At 60.6% G+C, this 15,627-nt stretch carries 11 protein-coding genes; 4 read left to right on the top strand and 7 right to left on the bottom strand.

Translation table 11 applies throughout. The annotated features are described in order from the left end of the window. Positions 1-5: 5 nt before the first annotated feature. On the bottom strand, positions 6-1,262 hold the full coding sequence (locus AC2ETI_RS25315) for a plasmid pRiA4b ORF-3 family protein (RefSeq protein ID WP_483634612.1): 1,257 nt from the start codon (positions 1,260-1,262) through the stop codon (positions 6-8). A 380-nt stretch (positions 1,263-1,642) separates the two neighbouring features. Here AC2ETI_RS25315 and AC2ETI_RS25310 point away from each other — a divergent pair, with 380 nt between their 5' ends. After that, positions 1,643-2,248, top strand: a complete 606-nt coding sequence (locus AC2ETI_RS25310; RefSeq protein WP_070385701.1) for a T3SS (YopN, CesT) and YbjN peptide-binding chaperone 1 — start codon at positions 1,643-1,645, stop codon at positions 2,246-2,248. A 414-nt stretch (positions 2,249-2,662) separates the two neighbouring features. On the opposite strand, the gene AC2ETI_RS25305 is transcribed toward AC2ETI_RS25310, so the two are convergent. From AC2ETI_RS25305 to AC2ETI_RS25295, 3 genes are all read right to left on the bottom strand, one after another. Next, positions 2,663-3,253 carry a hypothetical protein gene (locus AC2ETI_RS25305; protein ID WP_225989302.1) on the bottom strand — a complete coding sequence of 197 codons (591 nt, stop codon included), beginning with the start codon at positions 3,251-3,253 and terminating at the stop codon, positions 2,663-2,665. Positions 3,254-3,817: 564 nt separating this feature from the next. Beyond that, positions 3,818-5,641, bottom strand: a complete 1,824-nt coding sequence (locus tag AC2ETI_RS25300; RefSeq protein ID WP_483634571.1) for a lipase family protein — start codon at positions 5,639-5,641, stop codon at positions 3,818-3,820. A gap of 1,319 nt (positions 5,642-6,960) precedes the next feature. After that, positions 6,961-8,061, bottom strand: a complete 1,101-nt coding sequence (locus AC2ETI_RS25295) for an LLM class flavin-dependent oxidoreductase (RefSeq protein WP_162114806.1) — start codon at positions 8,059-8,061, stop codon at positions 6,961-6,963. A gap of 297 nt (positions 8,062-8,358) precedes the next feature. On the opposite strand from AC2ETI_RS25295, the gene AC2ETI_RS25290 reads away from it, so the two are divergent. After that, positions 8,359-9,360: an MBL fold metallo-hydrolase gene (locus tag AC2ETI_RS25290; RefSeq protein ID WP_483634570.1), complete on the top strand. Its 1,002-nt coding sequence runs from the start codon at positions 8,359-8,361 to the stop codon at positions 9,358-9,360. Positions 9,361-9,402: 42 nt separating this feature from the next. Here AC2ETI_RS25290 and AC2ETI_RS25285 read toward each other — a convergent pair whose 3' ends face one another. Both AC2ETI_RS25285 and AC2ETI_RS25280 read right to left on the bottom strand, forming a co-directional pair. After that, positions 9,403-10,323, bottom strand: a complete 921-nt coding sequence (locus AC2ETI_RS25285; protein ID WP_003940649.1) for a universal stress protein — start codon at positions 10,321-10,323, stop codon at positions 9,403-9,405. After that, positions 10,320-11,765, bottom strand: a complete 1,446-nt coding sequence (locus AC2ETI_RS25280) for an amino acid permease (RefSeq protein WP_047889245.1) — start codon at positions 11,763-11,765, stop codon at positions 10,320-10,322. The genes AC2ETI_RS25285 and AC2ETI_RS25280 overlap by 4 nt, the downstream gene beginning before the upstream one ends. A 160-nt stretch (positions 11,766-11,925) precedes the next feature. Here AC2ETI_RS25280 and AC2ETI_RS25275 point away from each other — a divergent pair, with 160 nt between their 5' ends. Beyond that, positions 11,926-13,719: an alanine racemase gene (locus AC2ETI_RS25275; protein ID WP_483634569.1), complete on the top strand. Its 1,794-nt coding sequence runs from the start codon at positions 11,926-11,928 to the stop codon at positions 13,717-13,719. A 31-nt stretch (positions 13,720-13,750) separates the two neighbouring features. Continuing rightward, complete coding sequence (locus AC2ETI_RS25270) at positions 13,751-14,593, top strand: hypothetical protein (RefSeq protein ID WP_483634568.1); 843 nt, start codon at positions 13,751-13,753, stop codon at positions 14,591-14,593. Here AC2ETI_RS25270 and AC2ETI_RS25265 read toward each other — a convergent pair whose 3' ends face one another. Further along, positions 14,594-15,568 carry a TauD/TfdA dioxygenase family protein gene (locus AC2ETI_RS25265; protein ID WP_020908400.1) on the bottom strand — a complete coding sequence of 325 codons (975 nt, stop codon included), beginning with the start codon at positions 15,566-15,568 and terminating at the stop codon, positions 14,594-14,596. Between the last annotated feature and the right edge of the window lie 59 nt (positions 15,569-15,627).

Here is a 15,627-nt window from a genome sequence, read left to right as displayed (position 1 = left end):
CTCAGCTACTTCGACAGCACCATCCTGGCAAACCGTCGGCCCCACTCGGGATCGGCGGAAACATGCTCGTCCAGCGGATTGGAGACAATCGCCCCGATCATTCGCAGGTACACGAGAGTGTCTCGCACCATCCACGTCCAATCGTCATCTCCGAGTCGTGTTCCGTCTGTTGTCGACCAACCCAATGCCGTGAGGCCTTCGATCATGACTTCACTACGTTCGGACTCCGACAAGCCGGCAGCCAACGTAAGGAACAGAATTCGGCCGGCTTCCTGCCCCAACTCGCCCTTTCCCAACGGCATGGCCGTCACGATGTGACGCCACAGCTCGCCTTCATATGCAAGCACTGACGCGCCGAGTCGAGTCAGAATCGCTGTGCCTCGGAGTCTCCGGACAAATCTCAGTGTCTTTGCGGCTTCAACGAGTACTGCTAATTGCGAGTCACTCCCTGCCGTGACATCGATCCAGTCACTGCCCCAATCGAGTTCGTCTCGGGCATACGCAACAAGGTCCGGAGGCAGTGACCCGGATGCCGTCAAGACAATCCCACCACCTCGCGCGGAGTTCAGCAGCCACAGCAGTTGACGGGTTGCTCCTTCACGCATCACCTCGAAGTAGTTGTCGTATCCGCCACGAAGCTCCGCTTCGGCAACTGCGGCAAACAGTTTCGGCGCGGAATGAACAGACAAGCGGCGCAAGAACTTCTCGAACAGCGAGCTTCCCACAGGCGGTGACTTATGCAATGCCACTGCAATGGTGACCGCTGCATTGGACTCTGCGGGAACAAAACGTTCGGGATCGAACAGTCCATTACTCGCCTGCCCGTTCAGGAACTCGCGATACCCGATCGGACCGCCAGAATCCTCCGGCGGGCACGCCCTCGCACCGTCAACACAAGATGGCTCAGAAATCGGCTGGTCTTCGACAATCTGCTCGAGAACCAACGTGTGACTCCACCTTGCGCGGGCGTTGTACTCATAACGGACGTACTCCCCGACCGCGGTAACTGCCTCGTCGATCCGGACTTCGTCCTCACCAAACTCGTCTTCCTGGTATCCGTCGCGCTCGATCACCTCTGGCGCGATATACCGATCTGGGCCATTGTCCGCTGAATGATGGACACTCACCCACTGATGAGCGTGTTGATCTCCCCATCCCATCACCGCCTGCACAATCGAATGAAGCTGGTCCAGTTCGATATTCGACGGAACCGAAAACCGTCTCCAAATAGGCGGCGTGATGCAATCGAGTTCGATCCGCATGACAAAGTTCGCCGCCGCCGGCCGTCGACGCTGATTCCGTATCTGCCTCGGCGTAAGGACCTTCATCTGGCTTTGCGCCGCTTGATATGCAGCTACCAAACGCAGATGTGAAGCTCGCCGAACTCGCTGACCCGTCATGCATGGAGGCTAGATCTACCTACCGACAGCCGAGATACTCACTGCCACAAGGTTGCCCGGTTTGTCGGGGCTCGCATCTCTTCGCTGGTCGGCTGTCAAGTCCAGATCAACACGGACCTACCCAGGCATCTTTGATCATCCACTGCGCGGACAATAGTGTGCGCCGATTACCGTAGACCTGACAGCTACCGCACGAAACAGTGCCCGGCGCCTGCTCGGACTGGCACAGAACATGAGGATCCATGAGCGACCAAGACACGACCGCCGACCAGCCCCTCCATATCAACGGCGCAATTGCCTTGGTGACGGACGAGCGCGACGAGTTGGTTCGCCTGTGCGTCCAGACCCTCGCCGAACTACTGGGCAGTGAGCCTGCCACCGATGACGACGGCGACATCGTCGTGCCGGTTCACGGATTTGTCGTCTACGTGACCGTCGCCGACGACGGACCCCAGATCAACGTCTGGTCCTCGGTCCTGACGGGCCTCGGCAATCCCTCGCACGCTGCAACCCGGTTGATCGAACTCGCGCAGGAATGGCCGCGCCTGCGCTTCGCTTTCAGCGGCGACCACCTGCTGGTCTCCACGATGCTCGACGCGGACCCCTTCGCCCCGCAGCATCTGCTGAACTTGATCGACGAGGTTCACGACTTCACTCATGAACTCGACGACGATTTTGCTGAATCCTTCGGAGGGTCCCTCGACTGTGACGCGGATGACGACAGCTACGCCGGAGACTGCAATCCCGGCGGTTGCGGCGGAGACTGTGACTGTGCGTGCGGCGATGAAGCAGACGCCGTCGACGGCGAGCTCGTCATCAGGGCAGTCACCTCGACGTCCAACAAGTAGGCAACAAGCCACGGCCAGTACTGCGTGCGTGCATCTCTGCGATTGCTGAGATGCACGCACGCTTACGTTTGTCATCGCTTCTCGGGACGACCGAAAGCGACCGAATGAAATTCGACTGCGCGGCAGGAACGACGACGGAAAGATCGTCACTGCCGGTTTCGCTACTGTGCAGCGCAATGACCTTCGGCCTGGCAGCGAAACTCATCAATCAGACCACGACGGGCTGGCCTGCTGTTCCTTTGTGCGGCTCGGCAGAGCGCTCATATCAGTCGCCGATTTAGACGCCGAACGCGCCTGAATCGCGAAAATCCCTCGCCTACAGCTACTTTCGTCGGTGTAATCCAACGACGCAACGCCCCTAGATGTCGCTGTACCAACCAGACGACTGGGATTGCGGGCGAGGCCACCCCAAGATCAGCCTGAGTACGGCTCGCAGGCAGGTCCGGTGATGTAGCCCTGCTCGCAGCCGTGCTGCGTTTGGATATCACCGCTGGTCGGCTCCTTGCCACACTTAACACCACAGCGTTCGTATCCGTTTACGACACCATCACCGTTCCGGTCTTCGTCAGGATCATATGGGTAACCGCCTCCGGGATTCGTGTTCGCCTCCGCACGCATCTCCGCACAGGCCGGATCGGTCGTGGAGTACGAGCCATCGGTGTAGACCGCAGTTCCCGGGTAATCGCAGTAGCGTAGAACCCTTTCCGAAGCTTGTGTAGTTGCCGGAGGCACATAGGTGTCGCAGGATGCCTCGTAGCCAGTGGTGCCATCGGAGTACAACGCGGTACCCGACTGGTACAGGGAGAGATCGCCGCATACGAAGGTGATCGGCGCGACCTCGGGTGTACTGCTTGGGGGAGGTACTACGGACTCAGTTGCCGGGACGGCTGTTGCCGATGAGCTTGATGGGGTTGTCGACGGCAAGTCTGTGCCTGGGCCGCCGCAAGCAGAAAGACCGAACGACGAGAGCAATGCGCCAACAGCGAGGATAAGCGCTCTCTTCATGTCAGTCTCCTGTGTGTTCCCGCACGCTGTTGTGTCGAACGAGCAATTCCGGCGATCATCGCCGTGAGCATTCTCCGCATCGTGCCGCCTTCACGCGGTAGCGATTCGACTCACATTGATAATCGGCAGACGAGAAAACTCGTTACGGAGTTGCGAGTTCTCTCGCCTGTGATCGACAACATCGCGCCAGCACCGAGCCCCCGAACGACCGCCCGAACGAGAAGTTGAGCGCAGCCAGCTTTCCCGCTTCGGATTCGGCGTTCACCAGTTTTTTCGGTAGCACTCCTTTGTGTTTGCGGTACTCGCGACAGTGGTCGGCGTATCGACTAGTTCCGACGCTGATTGACCGATCGAGAGCCTTGACGGGAGGAAGCGAGTGCGCGTTACTGCGTATCCGTACTGACCAATGGCCCAGTGCGCTTCATTGATCTTTGCGCAAACCGACATTGGCTCCGCGACCTGTCCGCCGGTAATCGAAGCAAAAGTGTGGTCAATTCCGTATCACCAGTAAGTGAGGCAAGTACCCTCGCGACTGAAATGACGTTAACCAGCCACTGAAACGCATCACGTCAGCGCTGTGAAGTTGACGAGTTCCTTTTCAATGTCAGCTAAGGGCTTCTCTCCAGTTGCTGCTTCGATGGCTCGCGGCGCCAATCCTCGATCGAGCATGAATGCCATCAGTTTCGTGATTGTCGACTTGGCCGCCTGCAGCTGAGCCAACTGCCCCGACTTCGGATCGCTGAACGCCGTCAGGCGGTTGATTCGGGCGGAGAGTTTCGTCTCCACATCCGCCAACTGGTACCAGAGCGCTTCATCATGAGGAAGGCCGAGCATCTTGCGTGCATGCTCGGTCGATACCCGCAGGATCAACGTGGTCGAATCCGTGATCGGCTGGTCGGGGGCACTGCCGCCTACCGCCGCGCCCGCGGCCACCGCCGCGCCCGCTCCGGCCAAACCACCAAGCATTCCGAGACCACCGATCATCCCTCCCGGCCCGAATGCTGCAAGCCCGCCGACGATAGCGGCGCCACCTGCCGCGGCAGCCGGCGCTGCGAGCATAAGCCCGACCGGTCCGGCCGCGACCAAGGCGAGACCGACTGCGGCTGTAATTACCCTGCCCCAGGGGACGCCACCGCGACTGTCCAAGCATTTTTGGACGTCTTCGAGGGCGGTGCTCACTGTCTTTCCGAGCTGACGAACAAACCCCAATTCGACGGCGATGTCGGCGAGTGCGTCGCGGGGGGCGTTGCCGATTTCGAGTTCATACGGATCGATGATGTTCGTCAGCGCGAGCACCACCAACTCGCCGACCACTTCGTGTATCTCCCATCGATGCGGAATCATCGGCAATTGACCATTGCTCAGTTGCTGTAATTCGACTGCGACGGGCTGTCCACTCACTGACGCGGCCTGCTCTATTTGAGCGACGATGTTGTCCTGGACGATGTCGAGTGCATGTCGGTAGCGTTCGGCCAGCGCTTTGTCTTTGAGGTTGCGGTGGACCGCATGCGCGTAGTGCAGCATCAACAACACCGAGGCCTCGTTGTCATTGAGACGAACCGCGATATCCGATGTGCGGATTGCGATTTCCTTCGAGGGGTACAGAAGATCTGCAACCAGCATGGCGAGGGCGCGATGTCCGAGATACGCACCGGAGGCATGGGATGCGCCGTTGTCGATGACGAAATCCTGGGCGCCGGGAAAGGTGGTCGCCAGCCCCCTGCCGCCGGTGACGACGTCGCCGACATCGAGGAAGTTCGACCAGTCGTCGACCCGGCCGTACGGAAACTTCTTGAGCAATCGCTCGCTGCTTTCGTGAACGGCCTGCACATTCGCCGGGCTACCGATGGTGATGAACCTGCGGACATGGACATTTTCAGGAAGGTGGTCGAGAAGATCGATCGCGATGACGCTGCCCAGGCTGTGGCCGATCAGAATGATCTCGCCAGAGGTGGGCAGATGGTCAAGGATGTGCCGCAGGATCGCTCCGCGGACCGGTTCCTCCCGAACGTACTTGCGTACTTGCTGCAGATCCAAGAGTGATAGCGATCCGATCGCGGCCTGCTGCAGTGGAGCGAGAACCTGCCCGGGCACACGATGGAAACCGAAGGTGCGGACCCCGCCCTCGAGACCCAGAATCCGCTGGACTCTCGCCTGACGCCGCTCAAAGCCGCGGCGACTGGCCGAGTCGTCGCGCGGTTTGTACGTCACCGGGGGCAGCTTCTCACCAATACCGTTTGTTGTGAGGAACGAACTGTAGTGAGGTGCGATGACCATATCCCGATTGACCACGCCGAAACCGGCCTGTTCGAGACCGCGGTCGAGACCGTCGAGCCAACTCGATTCCGGGTCGCCGTCACCGATTCCGTGCAGAAAAACAATCTTCACAACCATGTCCCTCTCGAAGGTCGAACCCTGGTATCACCTAAACCACTACTGTTATTCGCTACAAAGATTCGAAAAAGATGAGCACCGCCGAAAATCTCGAACGGGTTCTCTGCGCTAACTTCGCAATACCGTACAGAGGAGGACCGACACCTCCGCGACCAGCTTGCCAAATTTGGTTCGCGACCACAGCATGAGGTCAGCCAATTATCGAGATCGGCTTCGCTCGAATGGGGTCCTCGCGATTATTTGCGGGTATGTCGCGGCATCCGTCATGCGGCTACGTCAACGATCAAGTAATCGGGGATCGCAAACCATCCACAAGCATAAACTGTGACAATGGTTCGGATCGTGCGATCCGAACCTGAACATTCCCGAACGTATATGTGACAGCGCCCGATGCGGCGGATCTGAAGGCCGATGCAGAAAATCAGTACTGAATCTCGGGCAACCCTTGAGATCTGCGACGGCGAATTCTATACCGGCTGGTTATATCCGGCTTGCGGTGCCACTGGCAGTAACCGGGTAATCAACTCCATGCAACGTGACCGCTCCGGAACTGCTCTGAGCTTGCTCACCAAGACCCAACGGCACCGGCACCTGCCTGGTTCTCGCTTTGAGAGCCGAGGTTTCGGTGTACTTGCAGGCTCCGCAGTTGTCATCGTTGTCGTAACTTCAGTCGACGCGTTGTCAGTGTATGAGCCACGCTGTCAACGCCAGGGCCTCGATGCTGAGCGGCGCAGCCGGCTATTTTCGCATGGCGGTATATCGGCGAGCTCCGAGTCGTTTCGGCTGGCCCGCACTCGCTGCAATGCGGCTGGATCTCACTTCACTTTTCAGAGAACGAAATCGAGGTCAGTCGCCCACCTCGACACCGTAACCGGGACAGCAATAGCGCCAAGTCCGTGGTTATGCCCCTGACCTGCCGCCCGACGGCGCCAAACATCTGCGCGGCGGATAGATCGGCAAGAACCATCGTTCGTTCGACGGTCACGAGGCCGAGTACATAAATGGCAAGTTTCCGTCGGGACCCTAAGCCGACTGAGACTGCTCCTAAGTCGCCGAAAGAATTGTCGCCGTCGACTGCCGCTGCGGGGACAACAAGTTGGCGACCCGCAGGTAGAGCATCGAAATCTACGCGGACACTCGGCCCCTATCACTCGCACTGCCGACGGAGAGTTTGACTGCGCCGTCCTCATCCACGGTGTTGCTGTAGAAGACAGAATCCTGATCCGAAGCTGCTTTACTGCCTCCGCCCGGGAGGAAGACGACCATATGCCGCGCAAACTGAAGCACAAATGGCACAACCGAAATCTGACGGCTCAGGCGACGGCGGTGAAACCCTTCGCCCGATCTTTGTCGGCCGAGGTCCACAGCGTCGTCGACAGTTCTGCCTTCACCAGCGGGATCACCTCCTCCGCAAATCGGCGCAGCGTGTCCTTCTGCTGCTCGAAGTCGAGCACGTGATTGACCGACACCGATTGGAAATCGTGGCCGTAGCTCTGGTGGTAATCGATGATCTTCTCGGCGACTCGCTCCGAAGACCCGACCAACGCCGGCCCACGGTCGACAGCTTCCTCGATGGTCCGGAAGCTTGTCGACTTTCCGACAGCTTTGGGATCGTGCTTGCGTTTGTCGGCCTGCGCAACGGCGCCCTCGTAGATCGGACGGAACTCTTCGATCGCTTGTTCGGTCGTGTCGGCGAGGAACAATCCGCCCGAACCCGAACCGACGTACGCCTTGGACGGGTCGTGCCCGTACGCCAGGTACTGCTCGCGGTAGTGGTCGATCAGCACTTTGTAGTTCTCACGAGGCTGGAAGGCGTTGGCGGTGACGATGGGGTCGCCCCACTTCGCCGCCAGTTCGACGGCCTCGAACGAGGTAGCCGATCCATGCCAGATACGGAACGGGCCGTCGTACGGACGCGGTAGCGTCGTCGCGTCCTCGAGCGATGGTCGGTGGGTACCCACCCACTTGACGTTTTCCTCGCTGATCAGCAGTTTGAGGAGTTCGTAGTTCTCCGTGAGGTACTCGTACTGCTTGGCGATGTCCAGACCGAGGAGCGGGTATTGGAGAACCTCGTTGCCCTTGCCGATCACGATCTCGAGGCGTCCCCGGCTCAGCTGATCGATGGTTCCGAAATCTTCGGCGACTCGGATCGGGTCGAGTAGCGACAGGACCGTGACACCCGTCGAGAGCAGGATTCTGTCCGTGGCCTGCGCAATCGCCCCCAAAACGACGGTTGGCGCCGACGAAAGAACCGGCCCGGCGTGGCGCTCACCTACCGAGAACGAATCGATACCCAGTTCTTCGGCGAGAACTGCCAGTTCGACGACGCGGTTGAGCCGATCGGACGGGGCAACTTCCTCGCCGGTCACTGGATGGGGTGGGTTGAAAATGATGTCCAGAACCTGAAAACGCATGACCCGTCTTTCTCGATAACCGCACAGCGCGCCTGTCCCTCGGAGGCTAGTGCGCGGCTCATCGACGGATCCGCGATCCGAGGACGCGCCCAACGCAACGAATTCGCGAAACACGCTATTCAGCAGGATCTTTCGACTCAATGAGACCATTCAGTCGATAAAATTCTCACCGATCCGAAGTCGACCCAAAACATGCCGAACTCCCGCCAGGCAGGACCTGTGTCACCAACCAAACGAGCGCACGGTAAACATGAAGTACTAAGAGTGCGTTCCCTTACTCGTTAAGAGGTACTTGTTATGAATGGTGCGGCAGCCATCGGTGATGGCATATTCCAGATTCCTGTCCCGATCACGGACAATCCGCTCGGGCACACGCTCGTCTACGCCATGGAATCCCCCGGCGGACTGATCTTGGTCGACGCTGGTTGGGGTGACGAGAACGGCTGGCAGGGCCTCAACGCGGGGCTCGCCGAGATCGGACATTCGGTGACCGACATCGAGGGCGTTGTGGTCACGCACTTCCATCCGGACCACACCGGACTGTGCGGACGGGTCCGCGAGGCATCCGGCGCCTGGATCGCCATGCACGAGGACGACCACTACCTGTTCGATCAGATGTCGACTGCGCGTAACGACGAGTGGATGGCATATCAGCTCGAGAACATGGAACGCGCTGGAGCACCCGCAGCCGACCGTGATGCCTTCCGCCTGGCTGCCGCGGGTGAGTCTCCGGTGGGCCCCGAGTCGGCTCCCGACCGCCTTCTCGCGGACGACGAGATCATCGCACTCACCGGCCGAGGCCTCCGCGTTGTCTACACCCCCGGCCACACGCCTGGTCACGTCTGCTTCTACCTCGACGACGCCGACGTCATGTTCACCGGCGACCACGTCCTGCAGAAGACCACACCACACGTCGGCAATTTCGTGTACCCACTCGACGAGCGAGACGCCCTCGCCGACTTCCTCCACTCGCTCGCACGCGTGCAGAACATGAACATCACCCGCGGTCTCGGCGCTCACGGCATTCCGATCGACGACGTCGGTGGCCGCGCCGGCGAGCTGATCGAGCATCACCAGGAGCGACTCGATCACCTGCTGCAAGAGTTCGCCGACGACAAGCTCACCGTGTGGGACGTCGCGGCAAAGATGAAGTGGTACAAGCCGTGGGCCGAGATCTCCCCGATGGGAAAGACGATGGCGTTGTCCGAAGGTGCAGCTCACCTTCGCCATCTGGTTGCCCGAGAGCAGGTCTCTCAGGTTCCCGGCTCCGAGCCCGCGCTCTTCGCTCGCTCCATCTGAAAGATCAGGGCCGACAAGCACTCCGCTCGTCGGCCCTGATCGCTATTCCGCTTCGGCCTGATCGACTATTCGGGTCGACGCCGATCGCGGGACCACCACCACCGGAACCGGTGAGTACCGCACGATCTTCGCCGCCCGACTGCCGAGGAACACCCGCGCCAGTGGACCTGCCTTGCTCGAGCCGACAGTCAGAACGTCACCTCGGTCCCACTCGACGCCCTCGAGCGCCTCGGCCCAGTTACGACCATGGCTGATAACCGATTCCATGACGTCGGGTATTTCGGGCAGTGCACGCACGCGCTCGAAGGCAGCGTTGGTCTCGCGCTCGACCACCTCGGCCCACTCGGAGATGATCGGCGAATCCCCCTCGGTCCCGAGTGTGGTCGTGTACTGCGCGTTTGCGCGAACTGCAAACGCCGCCAGTCTGAGTCCGGCATCGACACGCGCAGCCACGGTCGCGGCGGCGAGCACCAGATCGTCTTGATCGGGTGTGCCCGAGTATGCGGCGGTGACGCGGCGAACCACCTCACCGGGCTTGGTTCGAAATCCCCTCGGCGCCAGGGCGACCGGAACGTCGGAGCTGTGCAGCAAGCGTGAGGTGACACTGCCGAGAGCCACGTGACCGAACACCCCGGCCGTAGACGAATCCAGGACGATCATCTTGGCTTCGTGCTCGTGAACGAGATCGAGCAGGCCACTCGACGTCGACTGAGCCTCATGCACGACATAGGTCACGTCGACATCGGAGGGCATGTCTGCCCGCGCTTTCGCCAGTGCCGCTTCGGCTTCGGCTCGCAACTGCTGGTGGTATTCGGCGTCGACCCGCGCCATCCCGGGCGGTGGCGGCGAGGGAATCACCGCGCAGATCACCAACGGTTCACCGGACGAGCGTGCCAACAGCGTTGCCAGATGGACGGTTCCGGAACTGTCACCGTCGGGTGCGTATCCCGCGAGCAGCGTCATGAGTCGGACTCCGATCCCAATTCGGCGCGGTTCTTCGCACCGAGGCGCGAGTGCTTCATACCGTAGGCGAAGTACCAGATGATCGCGACGGTCACCCAGACGAGGAACACGTAGATCGTGACGGTTCGGAGGTCCTTGATGATCCACAGGCAACCCAGGATCGAGAGGATCGGCGTCACCGGATAGCCGGGAACTTTGAAGCTGCGCGGCAGGTCCGGGTCACTGCGCCGCAGGATGATGACCCCGATCGAGACAACGAGGAAGGCCACCAGGGTTCCGATACTGGTCATTTCGGCGAGAAAGTTGATCGGAATGAATCCGGCCAGAATGCTGATGACGACGCAGACGATGATGGTGTTGGGCACCGGCGTCAGAGTCCGCGGGTTCACCTTGTGGAAGATCGACGGAATCATGCCGTCGCGTGACATCGCGAACAGGATGCGGGTCTGACCGTAGATGACCACGAGCGTGACGCTGCAGATCGAGATCACCGCACCGGCGGCCAGAAGTGTTCCCGGCCAGGTAGATCCGGTCACCTGTTCGAGGATAGCGGACAGTCCGGCTTCCTGACCTTCGAACGATGCGGAATCCTGTGCACCGATCGCCACGGCGACAACGGCGATGTAGATCGCGGTGACGGACACGAGTGCAATGAGGATCGCGAGAGGGAGATTGCGACGAGGGTTCTTCACTTCTTCACCGGCGGTGGACACTGCGTCGAGGCCGATATAGGAGAAGAAGATGATTCCGGCGGCGGACATGACGCCGCTGAATCCGAACGGTGCGAAGTCGGCGAAGTGATTGCTGTTCCATCCGGCGATGCCGACCACGATGAAGAGCAGCAGAATCGCGAGTTTGATCGAGACCATGATGGCGTTGGCCTTGGCCGATTCACTGGCGCCGCGAATGAGCAGAACACCGCACAGGCACACCAGGATCACTGCGGGCAGATTGATGATGCCGCCCTGCTCCGGCGCTTGTGACAGCGCGTCGGGGATCTGGAACCCGAAGAGGTTGCCAAGCAGCTGGTTCAAGTATTGCGACCATCCAACGGACACCGCCGCGGCCGAGACTCCGTACTCGAGAAGCAGACACGCGCCGACGGCCATGGCCGGAAGCTCTCCGAGCGTCGCGTAAGCGTAGGAATACGACGAGCCCGACGCCGGGACAGCTCCGGCCAACTCCGCGTAACAGATCGCCGTGAGTCCCGCGACGATACCGGCAACAACGAAGGAGATGATCACTGCCGGACCCGCAACCGGGACTGCCTGCGAGAGGACGAAGAAGATACCGGTGCCGATCGTGGCGCCGATGCCGAACATGGACAACTGCGCCAAACCGATACTGCGGGTCAGCTCACCGCCGTTGGTATCTGCGCCGGTCTCCTGGTCTATCTGCAAAGCCGGCTTGCGCCGAAGTACGTGTTTGACGAGAGTAGCCATCGACGCTCCTCTAGAGTGCCTGGTAGGAAACTGTTGTATCCTCATACTGCACGTAAGTGTCCTGCGACACAACAGTTGGAGCAAAGTTGCCCAGCTCACGCCAACCGTCCGGTCTGGAATGCCCGGATCGTGAACCGCCTTCGGAGAAAACGGGGAGATCATGACCGGACCGACCATCACCGTCGACCTGCGTCGTATCGAACAGAATGCGCGCGTCCTCGTCGAGGCGTCCAGCGCTCACGGTATATCGGTGGCCGGTGTCAGCAAATCTACGTGCGGATCCCCCAAAGTGGCACGAGCAATGGTCCGCGGCGGCGTCACGCAGATCGCCGACTCCCGCCTGGACAACCTGGCCCGCATTCGCCGCGACGGCATCACCGTTCCCCTGATGCTGATCCGCGCACCGTCGCTGAACGAGATCGACGACACGATCCGCTACGCGGACATCAGCCTCAACTCCGAGTTGACGACGATTGCTGCTCTGGGCAGAGCAGCACAAACGCGAGGAGTCGTCCACGACATCGTGCTGATGATCGACCTCGGAGATCTCCGCGAAGGGATCCTGCCGGCGGAGGCGTTGGACGTAGTCGCTGAAATCCTTCCCATCGAGGGCATCAGACTGATCGGAATCGGCGCGAACCTCGCCTGCGTCGGTGGCATCCAACCGACCGTCGACAACCTGTCGAATCTGGTCTACCTAGCCGACGAAATCACGAAGCGGTTCTCGATCGAACTGCCGATCGTTTCCGGCGGCAATACGTTCTCGCTGCCACTCCTCGAGACGGGCACGATGCCCGAGGGGATCAACCATCTGCGTTTGGGTGCCAGCATCGTACTGGCCGAATCACCTACTCCCCCCGGACTGTACGAACTGCTGAACAGCGATGCCTTCACTCTCACCGCGGACATCATCGAGGCCAAGGTCAAGCCGTCGCGGCCGTATGGAGTCTCAGGGGAAGACGCATTCGGCCGACGCCCCGTCTTCGACAACGAGGACAAGCCGAGCCGACGCCTGATCTTGTCCATCGGCCGCGAAGACATCTCGCCGGAAGGCTTGACCCCGATCGATCCGCGTCTGAAGGTGATCAGCGCCAGTAGCGATCACCTCCTCGTCGACGCCGGAGAAACAGGCGACGAATACCGACTGGGTGGCACCGTCGACTTCACGATCGATTACGGCGCGCTCTTGATGGCGATGACATCGCCCTACGTCGAAAAGCGCTACGTCCTGGGCACCGAACCGATCGATGCCAATGCGACCGTCGAATTGATCGACCTCGAAACTACCGGGCTGGCAAGCCATCTCCTCGATCACGGCCTACGCGAAGACATGTCCGGAATCGGTTTCAGCTGCATTCAAGCCGAGAACGCCGCCGCGGATCTCACGACGTTGCCGCTGTGGCTCGCTACCGAGGCCTGGCAGAACACCAGAATTCCGATCGCCACCGAACCCGGAACCGATTTGGGTGCAATCATTTTCGCCTCCCACGGCGATATCGAACAATTGCTGTCGTCAGCGGCGGATCTGCACGGCCCCAGTTTGGAGAACACCGTCTTGGTGGGCGTCAAGAACGCCACGGTCGATCACAAGCGCGCACTCGACGAGTACGGGGTATTGCTGGTGACGATCGACGAGATCGATCGCCGTGGCATGGCGGCCTTGATGCCTCGCGTCCTCGCCGCGGCGGGCCAGGGTGTGAACGGCGTCCACGTCCATTTCGACATGGACATCATCGACGGACGTGTTCTCGGAGTCGACGACACGACACATCTGGGCGGCCTCACATTCCGAGAAGCGCACCTCGCCGCCGAATTCATCAGCGAGACCGGCCTGACGAGATCGATTTCGATCGGCAGCGTCGCGGCAGCGGATTCCGATCCCCTCGGACGGCAAGCGACCTTCGTCGACGGACTGGTTGCATCGCTGCTCGGGCGCAAGGTGGTCAAAGCCTGACGTTGTCGGCAGCCCTTGCGAGAATCGTTCGATGATCACGCGGAGCTCCGGTCAGCACGTATTCATCGCACTCGGCACGCCGTGGCTCGATGCCGTGGTCGCGTTTCTCGAACCCCGTGCCCGTGTCGATCCCTGGATCATGCGCGGAAAGATGGCCATCGGCGACCTGTTGATCACTGTTCTCGACACCACTCCTCGCACGCTGCTCTGCATCGAGACCGTGGCTGCGCCGTTCGACGGCACGTCGCCGATGGAAGTCGATGAACGCCCGTACGAACTCCACGGTTTGCCCACCGTTCCCGAACTCGAACAACGATGGTCCATCACGTTTCCCACGGATCCAGGGCCGGTCGACGACGCACTGGCCGACCGGATTCTCACGGCCGGCCAGTCACACTATGCGCACTACTTCGGCGACATCGACACGCTGGATCCGACGTCCACAGCTGCCCACGCCCGAACGTTGATGCACGAGCGGGGAAACTGCACAGGTTGCCGCTCACCGCTGCCGTTGCGAATGTTCAACAGCGGTGATCGCCTTCACTTTCATTCCGCATCACGGATCTTCAGGCAGGCTGAACCTGGTGACGACTACCCAGCCGTCCTGTGCCGCAAATGCACCGGAAGGATGGCCACGTCCGGGCACACCAACTTCATCGACTACATGCTGGCGAAAAATCCACCGTGCCCAGAGTGCGGTGCACACAGAACCGCTCAGTGTTCCCCGGGGATGCCGGTCCATCCATTCGATCACCTACCGTGGCTCGCCGGAACAGGCTGCGTCGTGGGACCGGACACCCCGGAATGGACGTGCCGAGCATGCAATCACTCATGGGGACAGATGTTCCCGCCGGATCACCCACAGCACGACTGATCAGTTCGCGGCGAAGCCGGGAAGCCGATCGATGTCCGCGATGATCGAATACTCCGCGGCGTCACCCTGGAGGATTCGACTCTGCTCGCCGCGGACGTCGACGGGGACGTCGCCGGCCAATGTCACCCGGTGCACACTGCGGGCCTGAGTCCCGTAGTCGGCGATACCGTAATGCTGAGTCGCCTGGTTGTCCCAGATCGCCAGGTCGCCGGCCGACCAGTTCCATCGAACAGTGTTTTCCAACTTGATGATTCGTGCCTGCAGCAGCTGGTAGAGAGCAACCGACTCCGACGGCTTGAGGCCGACGAACTCCTTGAAGAAGTGACCGAGCAGGAGGGTCTTCTCCCCCGTCGCCGGATGGATCCGCACTACCGGGTGTTCGGTCTCGTAGATCTCGCGAGTGAATTCGGCGTAGTAGGCCAGGCGCTGCGCGTCCACTGGGTTCGCCTGGTTGACAACCTCGGCGTAGTCGTAGGCATTGGTGTGAACGGCACGCAGATTCTCGACAAATACCTTGAGCGAAGCCGGCAGTTGTTCGTACGCAGCGGTAGTGGACGCCCACGTGGTCGCTCCACCGTACTCGGGAATGGTCGTAGCTCGCAGAATCGAGGCTTTCGGGATGCGGTCGACGAACGTCACATCCGTGTGCCAACTGTTGGCAGCACGGTCGAGCACCAACAGCTTGTCTCCCTTGGACTTCACCGTGGGGTGCGGGGTGGTCTGGGTGCCGAGGGTTCCGGCGAATTCGTACTGCGACGTGTCGTCGAGATGCTGCTGCCCTTGGAAGAACACAACCTTGTGCGCTGCCAGCGCATAGTTGATCGCGTAGGCGGTTTCTTCGGACAAGTCCCCGGAGAGGTGTACGCCGTCGATGCGGGCGCCGATCAGTTCACCGACCTTGTGGACAGTGATTCCCCCGGCAGCGTAGATCTGCTCCGGGGTCTGAGTGGCGCGTTCGAGTTCGGTGATGGACATGGCGATCTCCTGTGAGTCGGTCAAGCCTACGGGCGCGGCAGTCGTCATGGCGCTGCCTA

The organism is Rhodococcus sp. MurmanLake-1 (genome assembly GCF_056945715.1).
The sequence above is the reverse complement of the archived record's forward strand: the minus strand, read 5'-3'. Positions and strand labels throughout refer to the sequence as shown.

What these genes read in the sequence shown, in the direction of transcription:
- AC2ETI_RS25315 (WP_483634612.1), bottom strand. Translation starts at nt 1,262, where the DNA reads ATGCGGATCGAACTCGATTGCATCACGCCGCCTATTTGGAGACGGTTT.
- AC2ETI_RS25310 (WP_070385701.1), top strand. Translation starts at nt 1,643, where the DNA reads ATGAGCGACCAAGACACGACCGCCGACCAGCCCCTCCATATCAACGGC.
- AC2ETI_RS25305 (WP_225989302.1), bottom strand. Translation starts at nt 3,253, where the DNA reads ATGAAGAGAGCGCTTATCCTCGCTGTTGGCGCATTGCTCTCGTCGTTC.
- AC2ETI_RS25295 (WP_162114806.1), bottom strand. Translation starts at nt 8,061, where the DNA reads ATGCGTTTTCAGGTTCTGGACATCATTTTCAACCCACCCCATCCAGTG.
- AC2ETI_RS25290 (WP_483634570.1), top strand. Translation starts at nt 8,359, where the DNA reads ATGAATGGTGCGGCAGCCATCGGTGATGGCATATTCCAGATTCCTGTC.
- AC2ETI_RS25285 (WP_003940649.1), bottom strand. Translation starts at nt 10,323, where the DNA reads ATGACGCTGCTCGCGGGATACGCACCCGACGGTGACAGTTCCGGAACC.
- AC2ETI_RS25280 (WP_047889245.1), bottom strand. Translation starts at nt 11,765, where the DNA reads ATGGCTACTCTCGTCAAACACGTACTTCGGCGCAAGCCGGCTTTGCAG.
- AC2ETI_RS25275 (WP_483634569.1), top strand. Translation starts at nt 11,926, where the DNA reads ATGACCGGACCGACCATCACCGTCGACCTGCGTCGTATCGAACAGAAT.
- AC2ETI_RS25270 (WP_483634568.1), top strand. Translation starts at nt 13,751, where the DNA reads ATGATCACGCGGAGCTCCGGTCAGCACGTATTCATCGCACTCGGCACG.
- AC2ETI_RS25265 (WP_020908400.1), bottom strand. Translation starts at nt 15,568, where the DNA reads ATGTCCATCACCGAACTCGAACGCGCCACTCAGACCCCGGAGCAGATC.